Annotated in this window: 26 protein-coding genes; 9 read left to right on the top strand and 17 right to left on the bottom strand. The window is 65.6% G+C overall.

Annotated features, from left to right (window positions below):
• Positions 1 to 305: 305 nt before the first annotated feature.
• A complete protein-coding gene (locus AB4Y82_RS05550) occupies positions 306 to 2,741 on the bottom strand; it encodes a S9 family peptidase (RefSeq protein ID WP_441601861.1) in 2,436 nt (811 codons plus the stop codon).
• Positions 2,742 to 2,978: 237 nt separating this feature from the next.
• Here AB4Y82_RS05550 and AB4Y82_RS05545 point away from each other — a divergent pair, with 237 nt between their 5' ends.
• From AB4Y82_RS05545 to AB4Y82_RS05535, 3 genes are all read left to right on the top strand, one after another.
• The gene (locus AB4Y82_RS05545; protein ID WP_441601860.1) at positions 2,979 to 3,644 is read left to right on the top strand and encodes an alpha/beta hydrolase; all 666 of its coding nucleotides are present in this window, start codon (positions 2,979 to 2,981) and stop codon (positions 3,642 to 3,644) included.
• 74 nt (positions 3,645 to 3,718) lie between these two features.
• Positions 3,719 to 4,765, top strand: a complete 1,047-nt coding sequence (locus AB4Y82_RS05540) for a sensor histidine kinase (RefSeq protein ID WP_441601859.1) — start codon at positions 3,719 to 3,721, stop codon at positions 4,763 to 4,765.
• A gap of 10 nt (positions 4,766 to 4,775) precedes the next feature.
• Complete coding sequence (locus tag AB4Y82_RS05535; protein ID WP_441601858.1) at positions 4,776 to 5,480, top strand: LytR/AlgR family response regulator transcription factor; 705 nt, start codon at positions 4,776 to 4,778, stop codon at positions 5,478 to 5,480.
• A 37-nt stretch (positions 5,481 to 5,517) separates the two neighbouring features.
• Here AB4Y82_RS05535 and AB4Y82_RS05530 read toward each other — a convergent pair whose 3' ends face one another.
• Entirely contained in the window at positions 5,518 to 6,186 is a 669-nt protein-coding gene (locus AB4Y82_RS05530) for a tetratricopeptide repeat protein (protein ID WP_441601857.1), read from the bottom strand.
• Positions 6,187 to 6,323: 137 nt separating this feature from the next.
• Here AB4Y82_RS05530 and hemC point away from each other — a divergent pair, with 137 nt between their 5' ends.
• Positions 6,324 to 7,241 (top strand): hydroxymethylbilane synthase, encoded by a 918-nt coding sequence (gene hemC / locus AB4Y82_RS05525; RefSeq protein ID WP_441601856.1) that lies wholly within the window; start codon positions 6,324 to 6,326, stop codon positions 7,239 to 7,241.
• A gap of 73 nt (positions 7,242 to 7,314) precedes the next feature.
• On the opposite strand, the gene AB4Y82_RS05520 is transcribed toward hemC, so the two are convergent.
• A complete protein-coding gene (locus AB4Y82_RS05520) occupies positions 7,315 to 8,139 on the bottom strand; it encodes a DUF481 domain-containing protein (protein WP_441601855.1) in 825 nt (274 codons plus the stop codon).
• A gap of 113 nt (positions 8,140 to 8,252) precedes the next feature.
• On the bottom strand, positions 8,253 to 9,077 hold the full coding sequence (locus AB4Y82_RS05515) for a hypothetical protein (RefSeq protein ID WP_441601854.1): 825 nt from the start codon (positions 9,075 to 9,077) through the stop codon (positions 8,253 to 8,255).
• 221 nt (positions 9,078 to 9,298) lie between these two features.
• Between AB4Y82_RS05515 and AB4Y82_RS05510 the strand changes: the two genes are divergently transcribed.
• Positions 9,299 to 10,270: a helix-turn-helix transcriptional regulator gene (locus tag AB4Y82_RS05510; RefSeq protein WP_121883216.1), complete on the top strand. Its 972-nt coding sequence runs from the start codon at positions 9,299 to 9,301 to the stop codon at positions 10,268 to 10,270.
• 94 nt (positions 10,271 to 10,364) lie between these two features.
• Positions 10,365 to 11,324 (top strand): patatin-like phospholipase family protein, encoded by a 960-nt coding sequence (locus AB4Y82_RS05505; RefSeq protein WP_441601853.1) that lies wholly within the window; start codon positions 10,365 to 10,367, stop codon positions 11,322 to 11,324.
• Between the two features lie 4 nt (positions 11,325 to 11,328).
• Here the strand turns inward: AB4Y82_RS05505 and AB4Y82_RS05500 are convergent, their stop codons facing one another.
• From AB4Y82_RS05500 to AB4Y82_RS05455, 10 genes are all read right to left on the bottom strand, one after another.
• Entirely contained in the window at positions 11,329 to 11,697 is a 369-nt protein-coding gene (locus tag AB4Y82_RS05500; RefSeq protein ID WP_441611151.1) for a DUF488 domain-containing protein, read from the bottom strand.
• Positions 11,698 to 11,878: 181 nt separating this feature from the next.
• A complete protein-coding gene (locus AB4Y82_RS05495) occupies positions 11,879 to 12,595 on the bottom strand; it encodes a glycosyltransferase (RefSeq protein WP_441601851.1) in 717 nt (238 codons plus the stop codon).
• A 484-nt stretch (positions 12,596 to 13,079) separates the two neighbouring features.
• On the bottom strand, positions 13,080 to 13,952 hold the full coding sequence (locus AB4Y82_RS05490) for a ParB/RepB/Spo0J family partition protein (protein ID WP_441601850.1): 873 nt from the start codon (positions 13,950 to 13,952) through the stop codon (positions 13,080 to 13,082).
• Between the two features lie 2 nt (positions 13,953 to 13,954).
• Positions 13,955 to 14,818 (bottom strand): ParA family protein, encoded by an 864-nt coding sequence (locus tag AB4Y82_RS05485; RefSeq protein ID WP_441601849.1) that lies wholly within the window; start codon positions 14,816 to 14,818, stop codon positions 13,955 to 13,957.
• Between the two features lie 52 nt (positions 14,819 to 14,870).
• Positions 14,871 to 15,506, bottom strand: a complete 636-nt coding sequence (rsmG, locus tag AB4Y82_RS05480) for a 16S rRNA (guanine(527)-N(7))-methyltransferase RsmG (RefSeq protein WP_441601848.1) — start codon at positions 15,504 to 15,506, stop codon at positions 14,871 to 14,873.
• Positions 15,507 to 15,760: 254 nt separating this feature from the next.
• Positions 15,761 to 16,219, bottom strand: coding sequence for an SPFH domain-containing protein (locus AB4Y82_RS05475; RefSeq protein WP_441601847.1), 459 nt, complete (start codon positions 16,217 to 16,219; stop codon positions 15,761 to 15,763).
• Between the two features lie 361 nt (positions 16,220 to 16,580).
• Positions 16,581 to 17,414 carry a pirin family protein gene (locus AB4Y82_RS05470; protein WP_441601846.1) on the bottom strand — a complete coding sequence of 278 codons (834 nt, stop codon included), beginning with the start codon at positions 17,412 to 17,414 and terminating at the stop codon, positions 16,581 to 16,583.
• A gap of 114 nt (positions 17,415 to 17,528) precedes the next feature.
• On the bottom strand, positions 17,529 to 18,206 hold the full coding sequence (locus tag AB4Y82_RS05465; protein WP_441601845.1) for a YecA/YgfB family protein: 678 nt from the start codon (positions 18,204 to 18,206) through the stop codon (positions 17,529 to 17,531).
• 29 nt (positions 18,207 to 18,235) lie between these two features.
• Positions 18,236 to 19,015, bottom strand: a complete 780-nt coding sequence (xth, locus tag AB4Y82_RS05460) for an exodeoxyribonuclease III (protein WP_441601844.1) — start codon at positions 19,013 to 19,015, stop codon at positions 18,236 to 18,238.
• A 59-nt stretch (positions 19,016 to 19,074) separates the two neighbouring features.
• Entirely contained in the window at positions 19,075 to 21,117 is a 2,043-nt protein-coding gene (locus AB4Y82_RS05455; protein ID WP_441601843.1) for a M3 family metallopeptidase, read from the bottom strand.
• A 139-nt stretch (positions 21,118 to 21,256) separates the two neighbouring features.
• On the opposite strand from AB4Y82_RS05455, the gene AB4Y82_RS05450 reads away from it, so the two are divergent.
• From AB4Y82_RS05450 to AB4Y82_RS05440, 3 genes are all read left to right on the top strand, one after another.
• Complete coding sequence (locus AB4Y82_RS05450; protein WP_441601842.1) at positions 21,257 to 22,972, top strand: patatin-like phospholipase family protein; 1,716 nt, start codon at positions 21,257 to 21,259, stop codon at positions 22,970 to 22,972.
• 167 nt (positions 22,973 to 23,139) lie between these two features.
• The gene (locus AB4Y82_RS05445; RefSeq protein WP_441601841.1) at positions 23,140 to 23,676 is read left to right on the top strand and encodes a gamma carbonic anhydrase family protein; all 537 of its coding nucleotides are present in this window, start codon (positions 23,140 to 23,142) and stop codon (positions 23,674 to 23,676) included.
• Entirely contained in the window at positions 23,673 to 24,005 is a 333-nt protein-coding gene (locus AB4Y82_RS05440; protein ID WP_441601840.1) for a low molecular weight protein tyrosine phosphatase family protein, read from the top strand. Before AB4Y82_RS05445 ends, AB4Y82_RS05440 begins: the two co-directional genes overlap by 4 nt.
• Before the next feature lie 6 nt (positions 24,006 to 24,011).
• Here AB4Y82_RS05440 and AB4Y82_RS05435 read toward each other — a convergent pair whose 3' ends face one another.
• From AB4Y82_RS05435 to AB4Y82_RS05425, 3 genes are all read right to left on the bottom strand, one after another.
• Complete coding sequence (locus tag AB4Y82_RS05435) at positions 24,012 to 24,560, bottom strand: hypothetical protein (protein ID WP_441601839.1); 549 nt, start codon at positions 24,558 to 24,560, stop codon at positions 24,012 to 24,014.
• A gap of 145 nt (positions 24,561 to 24,705) precedes the next feature.
• Entirely contained in the window at positions 24,706 to 24,996 is a 291-nt protein-coding gene (locus tag AB4Y82_RS05430) for a hypothetical protein (RefSeq protein ID WP_441601838.1), read from the bottom strand.
• A gap of 57 nt (positions 24,997 to 25,053) precedes the next feature.
• Entirely contained in the window at positions 25,054 to 26,121 is a 1,068-nt protein-coding gene (locus AB4Y82_RS05425; protein ID WP_441601837.1) for an energy transducer TonB, read from the bottom strand.
• Positions 26,122 to 26,177: the final 56 nt, after the last annotated feature.

The raw sequence follows: 26,177 nt of genomic DNA, 5'->3' as shown, positions 1-26,177 counted from the left end.
CGTAGGCTGGTCGCGCACAAGTGCGCTCCTACAAGAGAGCGGCCCAGCAGCGTCGGACGTTGCGTGGCTCTTGATGTGGCTCTCCGCTCTTGGCTCTCCGCTCTCGAGGTCCCCGCAACCCGCACGCGCAGCCCGGAAGGCGCGTCATCCGGGGGTGTTGAAAGGCGCTCCCGGCCAACGCCGAGATGACGAGCCAAAGAAAAAGCCGCTCCAGTTGAAGCGGCTTCTCAAGGTTGACCCCTCACCACCGTAAAGGTGGCAACGCCGCCAACCCTCTCCCCGCCGGGGAGAGGGAGCAGAGCGCGTTACTGCTTCACCGGCTTCACATACGTATTGAACAACTCATCAATCCGCCGGTACTCGTCGTACCAGGAGTCCGCATGCGTAAAGCCATGCCGCTCCATCGGATACAACGACATCCAGAAGTTGTTCTTGTGCAACTCGATGAAGCGCTGATACATGCGGATGGTGTCGCTGGTCATCACGTTGTCGTCGATCAGACCATGCTGCATCAACAGCGGATCCTGCAGCTTGTCGGCGAAATTGATCGGCGAGCTGACCTGGTACGACTCCGGATCGAGCTGGGGATCGTTGAGGATGTTGGAGGTGTATTCGTGGTTGTAGCTGGTCCAGTCCGTCACCGGACGCAGCGCAGAACCAGCCGCGAATTCGCCTGGCGCGCGCAGCAGCGACATCAGCGTCATGAAGCCGCCGTAGCTGCCGCCGTACATGCCCACACGCCTGGTGTCGACGCCGTGGTTCTTCACCAGCCACGCCTTGCCATCCAGCAGGTCTTCCAGTTCCGGATGGCCCATCTGGCGATAGATCGCCGTGCGCCACGCGCGGCCATAGCCGTCCGAAGCGCGGTAGTCCATATCGAGCACCACATAGCCCTGCTGCACCAGCAGGTTGTGGAACATCTGTTCGCGGAAGTAGTTGGAGTAGGACAGCGTGACGTTCTGCAGATAGCCCGCGCCGTGCACGAAGATCACCGCGGGACGCGAAGCGGCGGCGGCTTCATCCGCCGGGCCGTAGTACTTGGCCCAGATCGTGCCCGCGCCATGCGACGACGGAATGCCGATGATCTTCGGCTGGATCCACGCATGCGCGGTGAAGGCCGGCTTCATCGTGTTGGTGAGTTCGCGCGATGCGCCACCGTCGACGCCTTGCACGGCCAGCTGCGCCAGCGTGTACGGCGCCGAATGCAGCACGGCGAGCTGGCGACCATCGGGAGACAGCGCGAAATCGTCCATGCCCTGCACCTGCGTCAGGCGGGCGAGTTCGCCGCCGGCGCTGGGCACGCGATACACGTCATAGCTATATGGCGCGACCTGGTTGGTGCGCACGTAGAACCACTGGCCGTCCTGGCTCAGCGCGGGATGGCTCACTTCGAACTTGCCGCTGGTGAGCGCCTTGGCCTTGCCGCCGGGCGACTTGGTATAGAGCTGCGAGTAGCCGGTTTCCTCGCTGAGATACCACAGCGTGCGGCCATCCTTGAGCCAGCCGAAATCGTTGAAGTTCCAGTTGATCCAGGCGTTGTCGGTGAGGCGGTGCTGGTTGACCAGTGCGTGCTTGTCGAAGTCCACGCTGGCGATCCAGCGGTCCTTGTTGTCGATCGCGCGCAGCTGGATGGCCACGTTCTGGCCGTCGTCGCTCCACACGATGCCGCCACCGCCGCCGTCGTCGGCATTGGAGACGATGCGCACCGGGCGGATCTCCGGCGCCTTCAGCGCCTTGGCTTCATCACCCTTGCCGTCCTTCTCGAGCGCGGCCACCGTCTTGGCGCGGATGTCCTTGAGCGGGTCGTCCTTGATGCCGGGGAGACCGTCGGTCTTCAGCGGATAGAACTTGGCGGACTTCAGATCCACCAGCACCATCGACTGCGGCGCGGGATCGTTGCGGCCCACGTAGACGCGCGCTTCCTGCTGCTCGGCGTAACCCGAGTCGGTCACGTAGTGAGTGACTTCCGGACGCTTGCCTTCCTTCGCGCCCTTGGGCTTGGTCACCACCACCATCCAGCGGCCGTCCGGCGACAGTTCGGTGTCGGCCGGTTCGCCGCCTTCGCCCAGATAGATGGGCTTGGGTGCACGGCCGGGATCGGCGGCGATCAGTGCGTCGTCGTTGTCGCGCGAGGCGTCCTTGTCGGACTTGTTTTCACGCAGCGAGCGGAACAGCTCCAGCTGCATGTCCTTGAGCTGGTCGGGCTTCTTGGCCTGCGGATCGTCGACAAAGCGCAGCACGGCAGCCGGTGCGCTCACGCCGGAGGCGAGGTCGTAGACGAACCAGTTGTTGGCCTGGCGGTACTGCAGGCTGCGGCCATCGCTGGAAAAGCGCGGCGCGGATTCCGCCTCGGTCGAGCGGGTCACCTGCACATGGCGGCCGGTGGTGAGATCGACGATGAACACGTCGCCGTGCATCACATAGGCAGCGTGGCGGTGCGCCCGGTCGTAGACCGCCGGGCCTTCGGCCTGCGCCATGGCGGCGGGATCGAGCTTGGTGGCCTGGCCACCGGCGGCGTCGACGCGATACAGGTCGCGCACCTTGCTGCCGTCGCGCTTGAGCGAGTAGTACAGGCTATAGCCGTCCACGCTCCAGTAGGGCTGTTCCACCGCAGCGCCGATCCAGTCGGGATTGGCCATGATGGTTTCCAGATCCAGCTGCGCACCGGAGGACGGGGGCGACAAGGCCGCCGCGGGCAGCGTGGCAAGGGCGGCAAGGCCGGCGAACAGCGTTCGGCGCATGGATGGCTCCACAGTCAAAACGTCGGAGCATAGCCAAGCCTTCGGACTGCACAAGCGCCGATGGTCCCGTACAAACTGATCGCCTAGGCAGGTAGTCTTACCGGTTATCCCCAAGCCCATGTCGGGCTTCTGGTCGGCGCCTTGTCGGCCAACCCCGCGGGCCATGCGTTCCGTGAGGTTCTCCTGCGTGTCTTCAAGGCATGCTATCCCCCTGAAAGACCCAGCACGGCGAACAACATGCCCCTCCCTACTGTCGAGATCGAAACCGCTCCCAACCCCGGCCATAGCGTGATCTGGCTGCACGGACTGGGGGCCGACGGCAACGACTTCGCCCCGATCGTGCCGGAGCTGGTCTCGCCGGAGTGGCCGGCGTTGCGCTTCGTCTTTCCGCATGCGCCGGTGCGACCGGTGACGGTCAATGGCGGCATGCCGATGCGCGCCTGGTACGACATCGTGGGGGTCGACCTGATTTCCCGCCAGGACGAAACCGGGATGCGGGCCTCCATCGCCAGCGTCGAAGCGCTGATCGCCCGCGAGAACGAGCGCGGCGTGCCCAGCTCGCGCATCCTGCTGGCCGGCTTTTCGCAGGGCGGCGCCATCGCACTGGCGGGCGGCCTGCGCCACGCGCAGCCGCTGGCAGGCATCATCGCCCTGTCCACCTACCTGCCGTTGCAGGACTCCTTTGCCAGCGAACGCAGCCCCGCCAACGGCCACGCCTCGGTGTTCTGGGGCCACGGCACCGCCGACCCGATCGTGCCGCTGACCCGCGGCGTCAGCTCGCGCGATCTGCTGCAGTCGCTGGGCTATTCGGTCAGCTGGCACACCTATCCGATGCCGCACTCCGTGTGCGGCGAGGAAGTGGCCGACCTGCGCCAGTGGATGACGGTGCGCCTGGGCGTCTGATGGCCGCCGGCTGTCGGCGTGGGCTGGGATGACGCTCAAAGTAGCCTGACCACGCATGCGGCATACTCCTTCACATGAGGGAGTCCACCACCACGCCACCGGCACCTAGTCGCGCGGAACATCGCCCGCTGCCTGATTTCTGCAGCGGCCCGGTGATCTTCGCGCTGCTGATCATGGCCTCGGTCACGGTCACGGTGATGTGGCTGGCGCCCAACAACAGCCACGGCTGGCGCGGTTTCAGCGTGGGCATGTTGTTTGCCGACTGGCTGGCCGTAGTGATCGGCGTCGCCTTGTGCAAGCTGCGTCCGCTGTTTCTGCGCCTGCCGGGTCATGCGTCGTATGCCGCCGTATGGATGGCCATGGTGGTGATCGTGATGGCCGGCAGCGCGCTGGTGCACTGGATGGACGGCCTGCTGCAGATGAGCCTGCTGCGCGACAGCACCGGCGACTTCGTGCTCAACAACACGGTGATTGCCGCCCTGCTCGGCGCCGCGATGCTGCGCTATTTCTACTTGCTCGCGCAGTGGCAGACCCGCCTCGAGGCGGTCTCGCAGGCCCAGGTGGCGGCGTTGCAGGCGCGCATCCGTCCGCACTTCCTGTTCAACAGCATGAATACCGTGGCGGCGCTGGTGCGAGTGGATCCCGCCGCGGCCGAGCGCACGGTCGAGGATCTCTCCGAATTGTTCCGCGCCGCCCTGGGCGAACACAGCACGCGCGATGGCACGCTGGGCGAGGAACTGGGCCTGGTCGATCGCTACCTCGACATCGAGCAGCTTCGCCTGGGCGAACGCTTGCGCGTACGGCGTGAGCTGGACGATCTGCCCGATGCGTTTCCACTGCCGCGCCTGCTGCTGCAGCCGCTGGTGGAGAACGCCGTGCGTCATGGCATCCAGCCCTTGCGCGAAGGCGGCGAGGTGATCCTGCGCGGCCGCCGCGAGCGCGGCGACATCCTGATCGAAATCGACAACCCGCTGGCCAGCGAACCGGCGCCCGGCGGTCATGGCCACGGCCTGGACAACGTACGTCGCCGCGTGGCCTATCGTTATGGTCCACGCGCGCGCGTCATCGCCGGCCCCGAAGGCGGGCGTTTCATCGTGCGCCTGCAGCTGCCGGAAGCATAGAACCGAACCCATGCGCGTACTTATCGTTGACGACGAACCCCTGGCACGCGCCCGCCTCGCGGCGCTGCTGGGCGAATGCCACGACGTCGAAGTGGCCGGCAGCGTGGCCGATGGCGAGGCCGCGCTCGAAGCGCTCGGCGAGCTGCAACCGGACGTACTGCTGCTGGACATCAACATGCCCGGCATGAGCGGCACGGCACTGGCGCAGCGACTGGCAAGCAGCAAGCGTCCGCTGGTGGTGTTCTGCACCGCCTACGAAAGCCATGCCTTACACGCGTTCGACCTGGGCGCCGTGGACTATCTGCTGAAGCCGGTCCGACTCGAGCGGCTCAACGAGGCCTTGCAGCGCGCACGCCAGCGCCTGCAGCAGGCGCCGCGCGATACCGGCGGTTATCTGCACGGGCGCTTGCGCGGCGAGCAGGTGCGCGTCGCGCTCGACGACGTGGTCTGCCTGCTGGCGGAAGAGAAGTACGTGGTGGTGCAACACCGCGGTGGCCAGCTGCTGCTGGAAGAGTCGCTGCGCCAGCTGGAAGAGGCCTATCCGGACACCCTGATACGCCTGCATCGCAATTGCCTGGTGCCGGCGCAACGTCTGCTCGGCCTCAAAACACTCGCCGATGGCCGCGTGCTGGCGCGACTGGGCGGCACCGAGCTGATGCCGGAAGTGAGCCGACGCAACTTGCCGACCTTGCGCAAGCTGCTGCGCATGGGTTGAAGCGGCGAGCTCAACACCTCGCCGCTTCGCCGGTCGGTCAACGCGACGCCAGCTCGCTGTTCTCGGGGCCATCGCCCTGCGATGCATAGCCGATCAATTGCCTGATCAGCGCGCGCTCGCTGGCGGTCCAGTGCAGCGTGCTGCGGCGGGTGGCGTTGTCAGTGCCAAAGCGCACCGGATCGCTGAGCGCCGCGGCGCGATACCAGGCCACGGCCACGTCACGCTGGCCCGACGCCGTATACGTCAGCGCCATCGCCATCGGCACCCACTGCGGACGTTGCTGCGGACGCAGCGAGAGATTGCGCTGGAACGCTTCGAGCGCACACGCCGGGTCGTTGAGATTGATCATGCTCCAGCCCACCGCCCAAAGCAGGCGACGATCGTTCGGCTTGATGCGCAGCGCGCGATGGAAGTTGATCTGCGCCGCGCTCGCGCGATGCGCGCTCGCCGCCAGCCAGCCTTCGTCGGTCAGTTTGCGCACGGGCGAAAGCTGCAGCGCGCTGCCGGGATAGCCACCTTGGTTGAACGCGGACGCCTCAGGCAACCCACGTGCGGATAGATCAGGATCAGTGTATGGCCGTCCATCCGGCAACAGCACGGGTAACGCCGTCGCAGCGCTGCTGGTGACCGGTGGAACATTCGCCGCGAACGCGGCGTGGCCGACGATGATGAAAAGGACGCTGCAAACCACCCTGCGGATCTTCATGACAACACTCCTTGCTGTCCCATCCCGGGCGCAGGATAGCTGCTAGTGCGACCGGCTACCTAATGCAGCCGCGGCAATAATTACGCGACAATGGGGCCCCCGACGACGCCTCGTGCGACGCCCCCACCGAGATCACCATGACGCCAACCACGCTGCGCATCGCCACCCGCAAGAGCGCACTCGCCCTCTGGCAGGCTGAACACGTCGCGGCGGAGCTGCGTCTGATCCATCCGGGGCTGTTCGTCGACCTGGTGCCGTTGTCGACGCGAGGTGACGAGATCCTCGATCAGCCCCTGGCCACGATCGGCGGCAAGGGACTGTTCCTCAAGGAACTGGAAGTGGCCATGCTGGAAGGCCGCGCCGACCTGGCAGTGCACTCGTTGAAGGACGTGCCCTCCGAGCTGGAAGCAGGCTTTACGCTGCCGGCCATCCTGCCGCGCGCCGACGCCGCCGATGCCTTCGTGAGCAATGACTACGCCAATCTGGCCGCGCTGCCGCTGGGCGCCCGCGTGGGTACTTCCTCGCTACGCCGCCAGGCGCAGCTGCGCGCCGTGCGCCCGGACCTGACCCTGCTCGACCTGCGCGGCAACGTAGGCACGCGCCTGTCCAAGCTCGACGCAGGCCACTACGAGGCGATCCTGCTGGCCTGCGCCGGGCTGGAGCGCCTGGGCCTGGCCTCGCGCATCCGCGGGCGTCTCGCCGCTCCTGACTGGCTGCCTGCGCCGGGACAAGCCGCCATCGCGATCGAGGCACGCTCCGATCAGCCCGAGGTGCTTGCCTTGCTGGCGGCATTGGACGATGCCCAGACCCGCCTGGCCGTCACCGCCGAGCGGGCCATGAACCAGGCCCTGGGCGGCAGCTGCACGGTGCCGGTGGGTGCGTGGTGCACGGTGACCGAGCGCGGCCTGCATCTGCGCGGCATGGTGGGCGACGTGAGCAGCGGTCGCCTGCTGCAGGCCCAAGCCGAAGCGGAAGGCGATCAGGCCGAGGCGCTGGGCAAGCAGGTCGCTGAAGCGCTGTTCGCGCAAGGCGCGGCCTCCTTGCTCGGCCACTGAGTCCAAAGAAAAAGCCGCCCCGCGGACCCGTCGTCGACGGCCAGCCAGGGCGGCTTGGGCAAAGCGCGAGCGCTTAGAAGTTGTAGAGCAGATTGGTCGTCACCAGCGAATCGGTGCTCTGCGTGCCGGGCTGCACATCGCTGTTGTAGCGCAGCTGATAGCCGAGCTTGAGCGCCACCTTCTTGGTCATGCTGACCGACAGGCCGATATCGTTCTGGTAGTACTTGTTGTCCGAGCCCGCTTCGATCAGCAGGGTGTCTTCGAATGCGGTGTTGTCGGTGAGGCGGTACTTGTAGTTGACCAGACCGCGGCCGACCGCTTCGCTCACGGTGTTCTGGCGCACGCGTACCGTTTCGGTGGTGCCATCGGGCTGGGTCACCGCCTGGTCGACGTCGGCAGGGCGATAGCGCTTGTAACCGGGGCCGGCTTCGAACGACAGCTCGGTGCGCTCCGTCTTCAGCGCGATATAGCCGTAGCCGACCGAGACGATGCCCTGCCACAGGTTGGCGCCGAAATCGTCGTGCTCATAACGCGCGGCCGTCACGATGTAGCTGCGCGGATCGAGCTTGTAGCCCACCGAGGCGCCGCTGTCGTAGCGATTGGCCGTGGTGGTGAGGCGGTCGACGGTGTTGCCTTGCTGGTCCTGCACCTCGACCTCGCCCTTGGAACGCAGCCCATTGAGGAAGAAGTTGTTCTTCCACATGTCGTTTTCCTGGCTCACGCCGAGCTTGGCGTTGATGTTTTCCGAGCGGGAGTTGCCATAGGAGGACGCGAAACCGAATTCGCCCGAACCCGTCCACCCGCCGTTGTTGGCCGGATTGGATGACGCGTCGTCGGCTTGAGCGCCAAAACTGGCCAGCGCTGCGAGCAGGGCGCCCGCCATCAGGGTGCTTTTCATCTGAGATTGTTCCTTTTTCGTTAAAAATTGGCAGGCCGCCACCTTAACGGGGCGGATTGAACTGCCTGTGAACCGGGGGAGGTTTTGTTCAGCGCTGACGCGCGACGAGCCCCTCAGGGGCCGTCTGGCAAGGCTGCCAGGGCTTCATCATACAAACTTAGCTCGGTCGCCATGCCTACCGTGCAACTCACGGCCGCCACGGCGGCCAGGGCGAGCCAGCCGTCTTCGAAGCTCATCAGCAACAAGGCCACGCACGGCACCGCATACACCAGCAGCGCCGCCAGATAACGCTTGGGCTGCAATTCCAGCCGACCGCGCGGCGCCGCCACCCGCCGCAGCGTCGCCTGCCAGCGCAGGCTCTCCACCAGGCCGCGCAGCAGCGCGAGCGCCAGCAAGCCGATGATCCACGACAGCGGGTGCAAAATGGTCTCATCGGTGTTTTGGCCAGCCGTGCAAAGCCACAGCCACAGCCCCCCGCCATAAGTGGCCGACACCACCCGACTGAGCGGCAACTGCGTGGCCAGTTGCGGATCCATGCCGGGCGCCTGCCGCTGGGCATCCGCATACGCCGCCACGATGATGCTGGCGAAGCAGCACAACGCCATCGCCGCGCCCGACAAACGCGTTGCCCAGAACGCGTTGTCACCACGCGCCAGCCCTGCCACCGCCAGCACCGGCAAGCCGCAGGCGAGTGCCACCAGGGCGTCGCGCGTGGGCCGTGAGCCCCTGACGATGACCCATCCATGCCAGTGCGTCATCCAGCGCGAATGCAGGCAGGCCGCGAGCAAACCCATGGCTACCAGCGATGCACCCAGCGCCACCGGCACCAGCACGTCGCCACGACCATCGGGATACACACCCACCGCCAGCGCGAGTCCAAGCACCATCCAAAGCCCAAAGCCGTCATAGCCGCTGACGTGCAACAAGGTGGCGGCCAAGGGGCGTGGTCGCGCCCGTGCGGGGACGGTGCGGCTGCTGACGACAGCGTATGGCTGAGCTTGGTGGCGCGGCTTCATGAGCGTGGTGTCTTTTGTACGTGAAGGGGGGATCACGTGCGCGTGACCGTGGCGTGGTCTTGCTGAATCCCACCATCTGGTGGACTTGCGGGTTCCGCCAACGGTGCGCATGCTACGCGGAGGCAGCCGTCGAAAATCATTTCATGGATCGTTACGAGCGCATTCTCACCCTGCACCGATTGCTGAAGTCGGCGCACTATCCCGTGCCTCTTCCTCGTCTGATGGACGAGCTGGAGTGCTCGCGTGCCACGCTGTATCGCGACGTGGCGTTTCTGCGCGACGCGTTGGGTGCGCCCATCGAAAGCGCAGGCGGCGAGCACGCCGCGTTTCGCTATGCGGTGGGCGAAGGCGAACGATTCGAGTTGCCGGGGCTGTGGCTGACCTCGGATGAACTCGCCGCCTTGCTTGCGCTCAACGAACTGATTGGTCGCAGCGGACCGGGCGTGCTTGCCGGCGCACTCGCGCCGTTCAAGGCGCGCATCGAACACCTGCTGTCCGACCAGGGCACCGGCAAGACGCTGCCGATCGAACGCATCCGCGTCATCGCCTGGGGCGAACGCAAGCTCGACCAGCAGGTGTTCCGCGTGGTCGCCGGCGCCGTGCTCGAACGCAAGCAGCTGCGTTTCCGCTATCGCGCGCGCACGACCAATGCGGACAGTCATCGCCGCGTGTCGCCGCAACGCCTGACGCACTATCGCGACAACTGGTATCTCGATGTATGGGATCACGACCGCGAAGCGCTGCGCAGTTTCGCCGTGGATCGCATTGCCGAGCCGCAATCGCTCGAAGATCCCGCGCGCGACGTGGTCGAGCAGGAACTCAACGACGCGCTGGCCTCCAGCTACGGCATCTTTGCCGGCAAGCCCAAGGCCTGGGCCACGCTGCGTTTCTCGCAGCACGCCGCACGCTGGGTGGCCGACGAACACTGGCATTCGCAGCAGAAGGGCGAGTGGCTGTCCGACGGCCGCTATGAGCTGCAGGTGCCGTATTCCAATTCCAAGGAATTGCTGATGGACGTACTCAAGTACGGTCCGGATGCGGAAGTGGTGGCGCCCTTGTCGCTGCGCGAGGAAATGAAGATCCAGCTGCAGCTGGCACTGGGCGGCTATCAGTGAGATAAGTGGGCCAAGACGAGGGTGATGCGAGCACGCGCGTGGACGCAGCCTCTCGCCACGCACTCCTCTCCACTCACTTTTTGTCGTCTGAGCCATGAGCGCCACTGATATCGCCGATCCCTCGACGCTTCCTGCCGAAGCCAACGTCACCAGAAAACCGACCGTCGCGCTCGCACTTGGTTCCGGAGGCGCGAAAGGTCTGGCGCATATCGGCGCCATCGAGGAGATCGAAGCGCAGGGCTATCAAATCGTCGCGATTGCCGGCACCTCGATGGGCGCGCTGATCGGCGGCATCTACGCCACCGGCAAACTGGGCGTCTACCGCGACTGGGTCTGTTCGCTGGCCAAGATGGATGTGCTCAAGCTGGTCGACTGGACGCTGTCGGGCGGTGGCCTGATCAAGGGCGAGCGCATCATCGAGACCATGCGTGGGCTGATCGGCGACGTCGCCATTGAAGATCTGCCGATCGCCTTCACCGCCGTCGCCACCGACCTGGACCGCGAACGCGAAGTCTGGCTCACCCGCGGCCCGCTGTTTGATGCGATCCGTGCGTCCATCGCCATTCCGACCATTTTTCGTCCGCATACCTTGTCCGAGCGGCGCCTGATCGACGGCGGTCTGCTCAATCCCGTACCGGTGACGCCGCTGATCCGCGATCCGGCGGACTATCTGTTCGCCGTGAGCATGGACGGCCCGCCCGATGCCGGCACCCCGGACGAGGTGCGCGCGACACCCACGGCGAGCAACGACGGCTATCGGTCGCGCATCGGCGAGTTCATCGGCAAGCTCATGCCGCATGGCGCCGAGAAGGCGCGCGAACCGGGCATGCTGGAACTGCTCATGCAATCGATGGACCTGATGCAGGCCAATCTGTCGCGCCTGCGCCTGGCGGCGTACGAGCCTGATCTGTTGATCCGCATGCCGCGCAATGTGGCCACGGTGTACGAGTTCTACCGCGCCGGCGAATTGATCGAGATGGGCCGCAAACAGGCCCGTCTGGCATTGGCGAACTGGCAGCCGACACGCACCGGCGTGTTTACCGGCCGCTCCTGAGCGTTCAATGCTGGCCGTTGGCCTTTAACAGCGCATCGAGATAGCACTTCAGCGCCACCGCGTTGTTGTGCTCCTCGTCGCGCGCACCGAACAAGAGCGTGATGCGGTGACGCGATGCCTGGGTCAGCAGAGGGCGCCAATGCTCGGCCGCGGCATCGAGTTCGGTAGCGTAGCGGTGGCGGAAACCTTCCCAGCGCGCGGGATCGTGGCCAAACCATTTGCGCAGGGCGGTGGATGGCGCCAGCTCCTTGCTCCAGGCATCGAGCGCGGCGTCTTCCTTCTTCATGCCACGCGGCCATACGCGGTCCACCAGCACGCGATAGCCATCGCTCTTGGCGGGCGCCTCATAGATGCGCTTGACGGTGATACTCATGGACGGGCGGCCTCCCGAAGCACGAATCATCAGCATACGCCGATGAAGAACGCGTTGTGGGAGCGCACCCTGTGCGCGAACGCGGTGCCGGATGGCACCGCGATCATCGGCAGCGCAGTCCAACATGTGGGCCTGTCGCGCACAGGGTGCGCTCCCACACACAGGTAAGTCAGTCGCTAACTCAGATCTCTTCGACCTGGGTGACCTTGCCACGGCGCATCAGCCAGGCCACGCCACGCAGGTCGGCGATGCCTACCCACAGGCGATCGAGCATGCCGTACTTGGAGGTACCCGCCGTGCGCGGGCGATGACCCACCGGCACGCTGGTGCTCTGGAAGCCCGCACGCTTCACCAGCGCCGGCAGATAGCGGTGCATGTGGTCGAAGTAGGGCAGGCGCATGAACACGTCGCGGTCGAACAGCTTCAGGCCGCAACCGGTGTCGGGCGTCGAATCGCGCAGCATGCGCGAACGCACCGCGTTGGCGATCTTGGACGAGATGCGCTTGTTGAAGCTGTCCCGGCGCGTGGTGCGCCAACCAGCAAACAGGCGCACGTCCGGGCCACTCTGTTCGCGCTGGGCGAGCAGCTTGGGAATATCGGCCGGATCGTTCTGGCCATCACCGTCCAGGGTGGCGATCCACGGCGAACGCGCCGCGCGCACGCCATTCCACACCGCCGTGCTCTGACCGCTGCGGGTGAGGTGGCGCACGATGCGCAACTCCGGATACTTCGCCTTCTCCGCCGCCAGCACGGCCACGCTGTCGTCGCTGGAATCGTCGTCCACATAGACGACCTCGAAGTCCACCTTGCCGCGCAGGGCAGCGGCGATTTCGGCGAGCAGCGGCGGAATATTGTCGCGCTCGTTGAACACCGGCACGACGACGGACAGCTGTGGCATGGGGAGGGCCTTGGTCTTTAACAGGGGGCGCAGGGGCGCCAGGGGGCTATTCTAGTGGGTGGAGGGGCTGGCGTCAGGCGGCGGGGCGGCTCGGGGGCCTTCCGGCACTCGACCGAGCCTCGGATGAATGCTGATCGCCGCACTTAAGGCGGAGCCTCCGCCGCCGTGCCGGCTTGTCTGTGGGAGCGCACCCTGTGCGCGACTGCCGCGCTTGGGTGTACCGCTCCGTCGGCTTGTCGCGCACAGGGTGCGCTCCCACAAAGAGCGGGCCGGCAACTCTGACCGCCCCCACCGGCGTGCATCCCCTTGTAGGAGCGCACTTGTGCGAGACCGCAGCGCTAACGCTCCGTCGGCTGGTCGCGCACAAGTGCGCTCCTACAAAAAAGGACGCCCGGCTAGGCCGGGCGTTTTGTGGCTCTTGGCGCCCGGGTCCTCGCATGACGCGACGGGCTCGATGACGAGCAGAAAGACGAAGCCATTCGCCTCAGCGAATCTTCCCCAGAATCCCATCCAGCTCATCGTTGCTGTGATAGTGGATCACCAACTTGCCCTTGCCTCCGCGCCCCTGCGCCAACTCCACGCGAGTGGCAAAGCGCTCGCCCAGTTCGCGTTCCAGCGCGTCGACATTCGGATCGCGCGACGGCGTGTGCTTGGCCTTGCCCTTGGGCGCCGTCTGCGCGCGACGCGCGGCTTCTTCCAGCTCGCGCACGCTCCAGCCGTGGCGGGAGGCTTCCAGGGCGAGACCTTCGGCCATGCTTTCGGGCAGGGTGATCAGGCAGCGGGCGTGGCCCATTTCCAGCTTGCCTTCATCGAGCAGGCGCTTGATGGAGGCTGGCAGCTCAGTCATGCGCAGCAAGTTGGAAACGGATGCACGCGAGCGACCGACGGCATCGGCAGCTTGCTGGTGGGTGAGCGCGAAGTCGTCGATCAGGCGCTTGAGCGCGTCGGCTTCTTCGAGCGGCGTGAGGTCCTGGCGCTGGATGTTTTCGATCAGAGCCATGGCCGGCACGGCCACTTCCGGCACGTCCTTCACCAGCGCCGGCAGTTCCGACAGCTGCGCGCGCTGCGCGGCACGCCAGCGGCGTTCGCCGGCGATCAGCTCGTACTGGTTCTTGCCGATGGCGCGAACCACCACCGGCTGGATCAGTCCCTGCGCGCGAATCGAGGCCGCCAGTTCGTCCAGCGCCTCGTCGTTCCAATGGCGACGCGGCTGGTACTTGCCGGGCTGGATCTGCTGGATCGGCAGGTGGCGCAATTCGCCTTCCTGCTCAAGCACCGAGGGCTTGCCGGGTTCGTCATTGCCGCCGAGCAGCACATCGAGCCCGCGTCCCAGGCCTCGTTTTTTCGCAGCGGACATGCTTACTCCTGATGGATGTCGACGATGTCGTCGAGCGTCTCGTCACTCTCGTGCAGCGTCGGCGTGACCACGTCGTTGGCGTGATCGAGCGCTGCCGCCTGCTGGTTGCGATCGCGGCGGATCATCTCGCCGGCCAGGCCGATATAGGCAATGGCGCCGCGCGAGCTGCGGTCATACAGATGGATCGGCTGGCCATGGCTGGGCGCCTCGGCCAGGCGCACGTTGCGCGGAATGATCGAGCGCAGCACCTTGTCGCCGAAATGCGTGGTCAGCTGCGCTGACACTTCGTTGCCGAGGTTGTTGCGCACGTCGTACATGGTGCGCAGCAGGCCTTCGATTTCCAGCGCGGGATTGAGGCGTTGGCGCACGGCCTTCACCGTATCGAGCAGGCTGGATAGACCTTCCAGCGCGAAGTATTCGCACTGCACTGGAATCAACAGACCCGTCGCTGCCGTCAGCGCATTGAGCGTCAGCAGGTGCAGCGAGGGCGGGCAGTCGATCAGCACGATGTCGTAGCGATCGGCGATCTTCGACAGCGCGTCCTTGAGGCGGCTTTCGCGCGCAATCGCGTCCATCAGCTTCAGCTCGGCGGCGGTGAGGTCGCCGTTGCCGGGCAGCAGGTCGTAATGCGCTTCGGTCTTGACGATGGCCTGCTCGATCGGCGCCTCGTCCAGCAGCACCTCGCAGCCGTTGGGCTTGGCCACGCGCTTGTCCACGCCCGACGCCATGGTCGCGTTGCCCTGCGGATCGAGATCGACCAAGAGCACCTTGCGCTTGGCGGCAGCCAGCGCGGCGGCGAGATTGACGGCGGTGGTGGTCTTGCCGACACCACCTTTCTGGTTGGCGACAGCGATGATGCGGGCCATGGTGTCGTCGATACCGTGAACGAGTGAAAAGGGGGCTAGATTAGCAGCCTGCTCAGCCAGCGGTGCGGCCTAGTACCACAAGGTGCCGCTCGCCACCCACATCAGGCACGGCGAGCGTATGGATGGCGCGAACCTCGAAACCAGCGGGTACGCCAGGCAGTTCCTCATCCGGATGCCTGCCCTTCATGGCAAGCCAGATGCCGTCCTTGGTCAAAAGGTGACCACCCCAGGCCAGCATGTCCTCCAGGCTGGCGAAGGCGCGGGCGGTGATGCAATCGAACTGGCCTTCCACTTCTTCCACGCGCGATTGCACCGCACGCACGTTCTCAAGCTTCAGTGAGCGAATGGCCTCGCGCAGGAAGCGGACCTTCTTGCCGTTGGAATCCACCAGCAGCACCTGCAGCTCCGGGCGCGCGATCGCCAGCGGAATGCCGGGCAGGCCGGGGCCGGTGCCCAGATCGGCCAGCGTCTGGCCCTGCACATAGGGCAGGATCGCCAGCGAATCGACCAGATGGCGACTGACCATCTCCAGCGGATCGCGGATGGCGGTGAGGTTGTAGGTGGCATTCCAGCGCGCCAGCAGGGCCTGGTAATCGAGCAGACGCTCCACGGCGCCCGCCGGCAAGCTCACGCCAAGCGCGGCGATGCCGCTTTCCAGCCGGGTTTGCAGGACTTGGCGAGAGGTCATGGAAGGGCCTTGCAGGAACGGGGCACGCAAGTATCCGGGTGTGTACGACGGGACGCCAGTTGTGGGAGCGCACCCTGTGCGCGACAAACCCACGGAGCGGTACACCCAAGCGTGGCTTGTCGCGCACAGGGTGCGCTCCCACAGGAGGGGAAACGAAGGACAAAGAAAAGCCCGCCGTAGCGGGCTTCAAGGGTCTCCCCTGTGGCGGGTGCTCTGAGGCCACCTTCGCCAGGCCTGTCCGGCAGCACACCGGATCAGGCGAATTCCAGCTCCACCCGCGTGACCATCATGCCGCGCTCGCGCAGGGCGCCGTTCATGCTCTGCTTGAGGCGCGAGCCCAGGTCGCGGCGATCGGCGCTGAACGCCTCCGGCTCGTCGCGCAGCGCCGCCAGGGCGCCGCCACGGATCAGCTGGTCGGCATGATCGATCACTGCGTCGGCCCGTTCCGGCTCCAGCACCTGCCAGTACACCGTGCCACGCACGTCGTGGGCGTCGGCCAGCAGCTCTTCGAAACGCAGCACCTGGCCGCTGAGGTCGATGCGGTGCTCCACGCGGTCGATCAGCGGGAGTGACATATGGGTACCTGGCTGCAGCAGGCGGTACGGCTTGCCTCGTCGGTAGAGGCTATGCACCTGGTCGGCCGGCACGCGCTTGATCGCGGCGACGAAAGTCGCGATCAAGGCCAGGACAACGAGTGTAATCAGGGCATTCATAATAAAATACAGCGAGTTATGTGTGTTTTCTTCGCAAGAACTGTAAGTTGATAGTACAGCTACTTGCACCCGTTTAGATTAATCCTTATTTAACGACATTCCTGCGCCCGCTTACAACCCAACTTTCGAGCTAAGTTGCTGATTTTGAGAACTTGCTGGCAGGCACCGTGGACATGCATTGATCTTGCCAACCGGCTGAGCGAGGTCAGGATTTCCCTTACAAATCGTTAACGGCGGCCGACACGCGGGCTTTAGGGTCGGCTATGGGACGCCGGCTCGCTCGCCGCTTGCGCCCAGAAAAAAAGCCACCCCGGCGTACCGGGGTGGCTGTTGGGCGAGGTCTTTGGGAAACGCCAGCTCGTCAGAACTTCCCGGCGCGAAAGTCGGCGATGGCCTGATGGATTTCCTCGGGCGTATTCATCACGAACGGCCCGTAGCGGGTCACCGCTTCATTGAGCGGATGGCCCGCCACCAGCAGGACGCGTGCCGCCGTATCGCGACCGGCGATGCGCAGTTCGCCATCGCGCGACAACACTGCCAATTCGCTGCGGGCGAGTGGCTGGCCGGCAACGTCGGCGTCCTTGCCATCGAACACATAGGCAAAGCCGGCGTGGCCTTCGGGCAGCGGTATGGTCACCGACGCACCGGGCTGCACGGCGATATCCAGATAGATCGGCTGCGTAACGATTTCCGCCACCGGGCCGGTCACGCCGCCAAACTCACCGGCGATCACTTTCACTTCGACGCCTTCCGCCGGGCGCGCGACCGGGATGCGCTCCGGTCCGATGTCCTGGTAGCGCGGCGCGATCAGCTTGTCCTTCGCGGGCAGGTTCACCCACAGCTGGAAACCCCACATCAGGCCATCTTCCTGCTCGGGCATTTCCGAATGCAGGATGCCGCGGCCGGCGGTCATCCACTGCACGCTGCCCGGCACCAGATCGCCGCTGTTGCCGTGGTTGTCGTGGTGCTTCATGTGCCCGGCGAGCATATAGGTCACGGTTTCAAAGCCGCGATGCGGATGCTCGGGAAAACCGGCGATGTAATCGCCCGCCTGGTCGGAACGAAACTCGTCCAGCAACAGGAACGGGTCGAGCATGTCCAGGCCGGGCTGGCCGATGACGCGCTTGAGCTTCACACCCGCGCCGTCGGAGGTGTCGATGCCGCGGATGCGGCGAACAATGCTGCGCTCAGTCATGGCTGTCTCCAGAAAGTGGACTGCCAACATGATGGCGCTGCGGCGGCTCAAGCCCAAGACGCGTGGGTGGAACGGATTGTTTCCTTCGAGAGCGGCGAGGGGCCAGCCCCTCGCTCAATGCACCCAATGCCCGCTGCGCTGACGCGGCGGCACCGACGACGGTTCCTTTTCCTCGACCGGGCGCACGGCGGCTTCGACTTCCGCCTCGCTCACCGGATGCTCGTTCCAGTAATGATTCACCGCACCGAGCACGGCGGGCACCTGCGACAGGCACTCGTCGTATTCATCGTCGCTGAGCTTTTCGAATTCCGCGTCGGCGTTGAGGATGCCCTCGTCCACCGCCAGCGCCATCACCGGACCGAGCATTTCCATCAGCTGCGGATCGTCCGCCAGGCGCTTTTCCCATAGCCCCGCGCGCAGGTCGATGCCGCGGCTGAAACCCTCGCACCAGCCGGCAGCGGAAAGCACCGGGCCGGTTTCGGTATCCACTTCACCGAGGATGGGCTCATAGGCTTCGACCTCGAGTTCGGCGGTGATCGAATCGTTGAGCTTGGCCAGCAGCGCCAGCACGCGATTGCCTTCGTTTTCGTCGGTGAAGGGTTCGTGCAGTACTTCGGGCAGCCACTCTTCGGGCAATACCAGCGTCGGGCCCACCGCCAGCGCGGAGAGCAGGCCATGCACGCCATCGAGCAGCAGGTCGTCCTCGCCGACATGGCCGCGCAGGTATTGGTCCAGCTCGTCGAGTTCGTCGTCGCCTAGCGAACTGGGCCACTCGGTCTTGGGTGTATTCATCCGTTGCCTGTTTGTGATGCTGTGTTACTTCAGATATCCAGCTCAACCGTTACCGGCGTGTGATCGGAGGGGCGTTCCCAGGTTCGCGGCGTGCGGTCGATGGTGGCCGTTTTTGCCGCGGATTTGAGGGCGTCGCCGATCAGGATCAGGTCGATGCGCAGGCCCATGTTGCGCCGGAAGGCTGCCTGACGGTAGTCCCACCAACTGAAGTGTTCACCGGCCGGCTCGAACAAGCGGAAGCTGTCGTGCAGGCCCAGTTCGGTGATGCGCTTGAGCGCCTCGCGCTCGGGCGGCGAACACAGGATGTCTTCGCCCCAGGCGACCGGGTCGTACACGTCGCGATCGTCCGGCGCGATATTGAAATCGCCCAGCACCACCAGGTTCGGGTGACGTTCGATTTCCCGCGCCAGGAACTCGCGCATCTTGGCCAGCCAGTCGAGCTTGTAGGCGTATTTTTCATCGCCCACGGCCTTGCCGTTGACCACGTACAGATCCACCACGCGCACGCCGCCGATGGTGGCCGCAAGAATGCGCCGCTGCGGGTCGTCGAGGTTCGGGATATCGGTGACCACGTCCTCAAAGTCGCCCTTGAGGTCGGCCTTCGCCAACAAGGCCACGCCGTTGTAAGTCTTCTGGCCGGAAAACACCGCGCGGTAACCGGCCGCGGCCAATTCATCCACCGGGAACTTGTGGTCCTCCAGTTTGGTTTCCTGCAGCGCGACCACATCCGGTTGCGCATCGGCCAGCCACTGCGTGAGGTGCGGAATGCGCACCTTCAGCGAGTTCACGTTCCATGAGGCGATTTTCATGGGGGCATTGTAAGCGATGACTGGAGAGACGCCGCCGCCCTCGCGGGCGGCGGCATGCATCAAGCCAGACCGTGACTCTTCAACAACGCCTCGGGCTCGGGTGCACGGCCGCGAAATGCGATGAAACTCTCGATCGCCGGGCGGCTGGCGCCCACCGCGAGTATCTCCTGGCGGAAGCGGTCGCCGGTGGCGCGGTCGATGACGCCGTGTTCCTCGAACTCACCGAAGGCATCGGCGCTGAGCAGCTCGGCCCACAGGTAACTGTAGTAACCGGCGGCGTAGCCGCCCGCAAAGATGTGCGAGAAGGCATGCGGGAAACGCTGCCAGGCCGGCGGATGCAGTACGGCCACGTCGTGACGCACCTCTTCCAGCACTTCCAGCGTGCGTGCGCCCTGGTTCGGGTTGTATTCCAGGTGCAGGCGGAAATCGAACATGGCGAACTCGAGCTGGCGCACCAGGAACAGGCCGGCGTGGAAGTGGCGAGCCGCCAGCATGCGCTGGAACAATTCGTCCGGCAGGCGTTCGCCGGTTTCGTAGTGGCGCGCGAACAGATCGAGCGCTTCGCGGTTCCAGCCGAAGTTCTCCATGAACTGGCTGGGCAGTTCCACCGCATCCCATTCGACGCCGTCGATGCCGCCGATGGACGGCAGCGCGATTTCGGTCAGCAGGTGATGCAGGCCGTGGCCGAATTCGTGGAACAGGGTGAGCACATCGTCATGCGTGAGCAGCGCAGGGCGGCCTTCGGTGGGGGGCGCGAAATTGCAGGTGAGGAAGGCCACCGGCAGCTGCTCATTGTCACCGTCGCGGAAGCGCGCGCGGCAGACGTCCATCCACGCGCCGCCGCGTTTGCCGGTGCGAGCGTAGAGATCGACGTAGGCACCGGCAAACACCCGGCCATCGGCATCGCGCACGTCGTAGTAGCGCACGTCCGGATGCCACACATCGACATCTTCGCGAACGCTCAGCGTGATCCCATACAAACGCTGGGTGAGGCCGAACAGGCCTTCGATCACGGAAGGCAGCGGGAAGTAGGGCTTGAGCTGCTCTTCGTCGAGGTCGTACTGCTGCTGGCGCAGTTTCTCCGAGGCGTAGCCGACGTCCCAGGATTCGAGGTTGTCGAGCTTCAGTTCGTTGGTGGCGAACTCGCGCAGGCCGTTGAGTTCGTTGCGCGCGACCGGCTTGGCGCGGTTGGCGAGGTCACGCAGGAACTCCATCACCTCGGTGGGCGAAGCGGCCATCTTGGTGGCGAGTGATTCCTCGGCGGCATTGGCGAAGCCGAGCAGCTGCGCCGCTTCATAGCGCAGCGCCATGATGCGATCGATGCGGCCGCTGTTGTCGAACTTGCCGGCCTGCGGGCCCTGGTCGGACGCACGCGTCTGGTAGGCCCAGTACACGCGTTCGCGCAGGCCGCGGTTGTCCGCGTAGGTGAGCACGGCCTGGACACTGGGCTGCTTGAGCGTGACCAGATAGCCGTCGAGGTTCTGCTCCTTGGCGTACTGGCGCAGCACGGCGCGGCCGGAGTCGGGGATGCCGGCCAAGTCGCGTTCGTCGGTGATGTGTTCGTGCCAGGCATCGGTGGCGTCGAGCACGGCGTTGGAGAATTCAGTGGAGAGGCGACTCAGCTCGACGCCGATCTCGCGATAGCGGGAGCGTGCGGGTTCTTCCAGCGCCACGCCGGACAGACGGAAATCGCGCAGCGCATGTTCCACCAGCGCGCGTTGCGGGCGCGACAGGCGGGGGAAGTCCGGCGCATCGGCCAGTGCCTGCACCGCCTGGTAGAGCTCACGGTTCTGGCCCACTTCGATGGCGTGGTCGGTGAGCCTTTCCTCTGCCGGTCCATACACTTCGCGCAATGCTTCGCTGTCCGCCACGGAATGCAGGTGGCCCACCGGCGCCCAGGCGCGCGCCAGGCGCTGCTCCAGTCGCTCCTGGGTGAGCATGACGCTGTCGAAATCGTGCGGCGCGTTGGCGCCGGTCAGCGCTTCGATGCCGGCGCGGTATTCGGCCAGCAAGGTATCGATGGCAGGCGTGACATGCTCGGGGCGGATCTGCGAAAACGCCGGCAGTGCGTCGTCGGCCAGCAGCGGATTGGTGTTTTCCATGGTGTCTCCTGAACGCCCGGCCTGCCGATGGCGGGTCTGCGGACTGCCGTCAGCGTGGCGACCCGGGTGGGCGAAATCAAGCCGCCGCCGTTCCCCATCGTCACGATTTGTCACATCCGGGCCCGTACCATGCCGCGCCATGTCCAAGCCCGATTTTTCCGCCCTCCTGCGTCGAAGCGATGTGTTCGGGCACCTGGGGGAGGAGGCGCTGGCTGCGCTGCTCCCTGAACTCCAATGGTTTTCCCTGCCGGGCGGTCGCACCTTGTTCAAACAGGGCGATCCGGCCGACGCGCTCTATTTCGTCGTGCGTGGCAGCCTGGGCGTGTTTGACGGGCCCACCGAACGGGTACGCCTGGTGGCAGCGGGCGACAGCATTGGAGAGATCGCGCTGATCACCGGCGAGGGGCGGCACCATACGGCGAGGGCGCTGCGCGACAGCGAGCTGCTGCGCCTGGACCTTGCCGCCTACGAGGCGCTGATCCAACGCCATCCGCAGGCCATGCTGGGTGTGGCGCGGGTGGCCATCGGCCGACTGCAGGAACGGATGCGTGGCGACGAAAGCCCCGGCAATGCACGCACCTTTGCCTTGTTGCCGGCGAGTGCCGAGGTCCCTGCCCGCTCGCTGGCCATGCAGCTGGCGATGGAACTGGAACGCTGGGGCAGCTGCGTGGTGATCGACGCCGAACACGGCGCCGGACGCGGCAGCGACTGGTTTGCCGAGCGCGAAGCGCAGGCTCGTTTCGTGATCTATCTGGATAGTGTCGGGGATCCTTTGTGGCGCCAGCGCTGCCTGCGTCAGGCCGACGTGCTGCTGCTACCCACCCTGGCTGCGCAGCCCGCGCGTCCGTGGCCGGAGGCCGCGCCGATGGACCCGTCGCGGACTGGGCATCGTCCACGGCACCTGATTTTGCTGCATCCGGGCCGCCAGCCGGCGCTGGGTGCGGCGCAACGCTGGCGCGCGGAGTTCAGCGGCGACATCCAGCATCACCATGTCGGCGGTGGCGCCGACCTGGCGCGACTGGCGCGCGTGATCAGCGGCAACGCGCGGGGGCTGGTGCTAGCCGGTGGCGGCGCGCGCGGGGTGGCGCACCTAGGCGCGCTGCGGGCACTGTACGAAGCGGGACATACGTTCGATGCCGTGGGCGGTACCAGTATCGGCGCGATCATCGGCGCCAGCGTAGCCGCCGGCTGGGAACTGGACGCGACCATCGAGACTTTGCGCCGTGCGTTCGTGCAAGGACGTCCACTGTCCGATTGGACCGTGCCCATCGTGGCGCTCACGCGCGGTCGCCGCGCCGCCCTGATGCTGCGCCGCGCTTTCGGCGCACTCGATATCGAAGACCTGGCGCTGCCGTTTTTCTGCGTGTCCACCTGCCTTTCCGGCGGAGGCATGACGGTCCATCGCGAAGGGCCGCTGTGGCTCTGGCTGCGCGCGTCCAGCGCGATTCCCGGTGTGCTGCCGCCGGTGTTGCAACAGGGCCGTGTGTACGTGGACGGCGCCCTGGTCGACAACCTGCCCACCGACGTGATGGCGGAGGACGGCCTGTCCCACATCACCGCGATCGATATCCGCGCGGAAATCTCCCTGCTCACCACGGCCGAGGAATTTGCCACGCCGCCGTGGTGGCAGCTGTTGCTGGGCCGGCAGGAAATCCAGCGTCCGGGCCTGGTTTCCACCCTGGTGCGCGCGGCCATGGTCAACAGCGAAGGCCCCAGCGAGCACCGCCGCGACCGCGCCGACCTGCTGCTGACGCCGCCGCTGGAACACATCGGCATGCTCGACTGGAAAGATTGGGAGCGGGCGATGGAGGCGGGGTATCAGTACACAAGGAAGATGCTGGAAGAGCAGTCGTAGCGCACACCTGCTGGGAGAACACCTTGTGGGAGCGCACCCTGTGCGCGACAAGACTTACCTCAGGGTCACTGCTGGCGACGAGCAGGTAGGCATGTTGGCCGCGCACCGCTGCGCCCAGTCGCGCACAGGGTGCGCTCCCACAGGGCACTGCGCGGTACCATAGAACGATGGATCCTCTACGCAAATACAAGGGCATCTGGCCCACCCTGCATCAGCGCGTTTACGTCGACCCCGCTTCCACGATCATTGGCGCGGTCGAATTATTCGATGACGTGTCGATCTGGCCCGGCGCCGTATTGCGCGGCGACGTTAACTTCATCCGCATCGGCGCGCGCACCAACGTGCAGGATGGCGCGGTGGTGCACGTCACCCACGACGGCCCGTACTCGCCTGGCGGCGTGCCCACGATCATCGGCGAAGGCGTCACCATTGGCCATGGCGCGGTCATTCATGCCTGCACCATCGAGGACTACTGCCTGATCGGCATGCACGCCACGGTGCTAGACGGCGCGGTGGTGAAGAAGCACGGCTTCGTGGGAGCGGGCACGGTGATTCCGCCGGGCAAGGTGGTGGGTGAGGGTGAGCTGTGGGTGGGCAATCCGGCCCGTAAAGTGCGCGTGCTCAGTGATCAGCAGATCGAGCAGCTGCACTACTCGGCGGATCACTATGTGCGCATGAAAGACGATTACCTGGCCGCGCAATGACGGCGTCGCGTCGCGTGCTGTTCCTGTGCAGCCGGCATCGGCTGCGTAGTCCGACTGCGGCTGCGGTGTTTGGCGCTTGGCCGGATCTGGAAGTCGATTCGGCGGGGCTCGCGAGCGATGCGGAAACGCCGCTCTCTGCCGATCAACTCCAATGGGCAGAACTCATCGTGGTGATGGAGCAATCGCACCGCCGCAGGCTGCAATCGCGTCACGCGGCGCATCTGCGTGGCAAGCGAGTGGTGTGCCTGGATATCCCCGATCGCTACGACTTCATGCAGCCCGAACTGGTCGAGCTGCTGCTTCAAAAGGCGGGGCCGTTGTTGCGATGAGGCGATTTACAACATCGACCCATTGCTAGCCGACTGCTGCTGCGCCTGCATCGCTGCAGCGCGCGCTTCGTCCTGGCGGATCTGGATCTGGCGCTGGGCGTCGAGTTTGCCGCCCAACAGCGAAAGGATGTAGTTGGTGCTGTCGAACTCGCGCAGCAGCGAGAGTTCGCGCTGGGCGTCGTCGAGGTTGTTGTTGTTGATGGCGCGTTCCACGTCAGCCGATGCGGTCGGGAAAGCCTCGTGCAGCTCGTCGAGCGCCACTTTGTTTTGCGGATCGAGCTGCAGCACGCTGAGGTAGAACTCATAGGCGTTGCTGCCGGCAGGCGCGACCAGACGCTTCTCGCTGACGGCCGTCTTGGCCAGGTCGAGCAGGATGCCCACGCCGCTATCGTCCTTGCCCGAAGCCGAACCGTCAGTGGCGGCGGCCGTGTTGGCGCCTGAAGCCGAGCCGGCTTTCGGCCACAGATAGATACCGCCGCCCACAACGGCAAGCGCGATCAAGGATATGGCGACGATCACGCGCTGGCGTGGCGCGAGGGTAGCGAGACGAGACATGGCACCGTTGCATCGATGAAACCCGCGCACAGGCGCGCCTGCCTTCAGGCGTCCCGGCGGAACTGTGTCACATTATCGATACATCATGTCAGCGATGTGACTCACCAGACTCACCACGCGTATGGACGTCCGCACGGCCAAGCGCCTAGCTGAAATGACCGCCGGTGATGCGGCCATCCTTGTCCAGCTCGGCGTAGTAGCGGCTGTAGTTGCTGCGGTATTCCAAGGTGGTGATGGTGCCTGGCAGTACCAGCTGCACATCCGGATACGCCGCGCGAAACTGCTGCGGCGTGGGATGGGTGGCGATGAAAGCATCGAATGCCTTCATGTCGGTGACATAACCATGCACGGGCGCAGGCATGGCAGGCGTCGAAGCCTGGCACGCGCCCAGGACCAGCGCGAGCGCAAGAACGGCAGGGGCGATCAGACGCGGCATGACGACACTCCGTGAGGGGCCGTGCCGATTATGCGCTCTCGTCCCTGCGTACTCGCATTACAGACGGAACTCGATGCGCTGACGCATCTGCAACGCCACCGGTTTGCCGTCCTGGGTCCCCGGTGTGAACTGCCAGCGCGACACCGCACCGAGTGCCGCGCGGTCGAACACGTACTTGGGATCGGCATCGGCCACGGTGGCGCCGATCACCGAGCCATCCGGTTCCACGGTGAAGGTGACATCGACCCAACCCTGGCGACGCGTGCGCTTGGCATCCGGCGGATAAGCCGGTTCCACGCGATGGGTAAGCACGGGCGCGCTGGTGCCGTTTGCATCGGCCACCGCGGCAGCGGGTACGGGTGCCGGCGCGCGGGCGCGCATGGCTGACTTCGGCGCAGCCTCCACCGTGGTCGATTCGACATTCAACTGTGCAATCGCCCGTTCGCCGGGTGTCATCGCATTGCCGGGTTTGGCCGGCGCCACCGATGGCGGCGCGGTGGTCGGCGCGGGCGCAGGTGCGGCAGTGACGCTCGGCGCCAGAGGAGCTGCCGTCGGTGTCTTGATAGTGGCGGCCGGCGACGGCTCGCGGCGATTGGATTGCTGGGCCAGCTGAGCTTGCTGGGCCGCCTGCTGCGCAGCCGCCGTGCGTTGCGCCTGCAACTTGGCCTGCAACAGAGTGAGCGTGTAGTTCCGCGGATCGGCGCGCGCCAGCAGTTCGATCTGCCGCTGGGCCTCGGCATCGTCGCCTGCATCGATGGTCTGTTCGGCCGCATGCGCGGCAAACGGAAAGATTTCCCGCAACGCATCCTGCGCCACGCGATTACCCGGTTCGCGCTTGAGCACGGCCAGATAAAGCTCGAAAGCATTGCTTCCGGCGGGCGCCAGCAAGCGCTGGGCCGCGATGGCATCGCGTGCGTGCTGCAGCAACTCATCCGTGCCGATGCCTGCGCGGATCACCGGGCCGGCGGCGGCCACCACCTGCTGCGGCGATGGCTGATCAGCGTCGTCGCCGTGCTTGATCTGCCAATAGATGACGCCTCCTGCCGCCGCGATGAGCACGATGAGGATCAACAGGCTGTAGCGGGCTACACCTTGGGCACGACGACTCGACGAAGCGGGGGACATGGGCCACACATGGATGAAGGAAGCCGGCGCGCCAGCTGGGCGCGCAAGCTTAGAGG

Origin of the sequence: Dyella sp. 2YAF14 (assembly GCF_052114725.1) — a bacterium.
In the GTDB taxonomy this organism is placed as follows: Bacteria; Pseudomonadota; Gammaproteobacteria; order Xanthomonadales; family Rhodanobacteraceae; genus Dyella.
The sequence above is the reverse complement of the archived record's forward strand: the minus strand, read 5'-3'. Positions and strand labels throughout refer to the sequence as shown.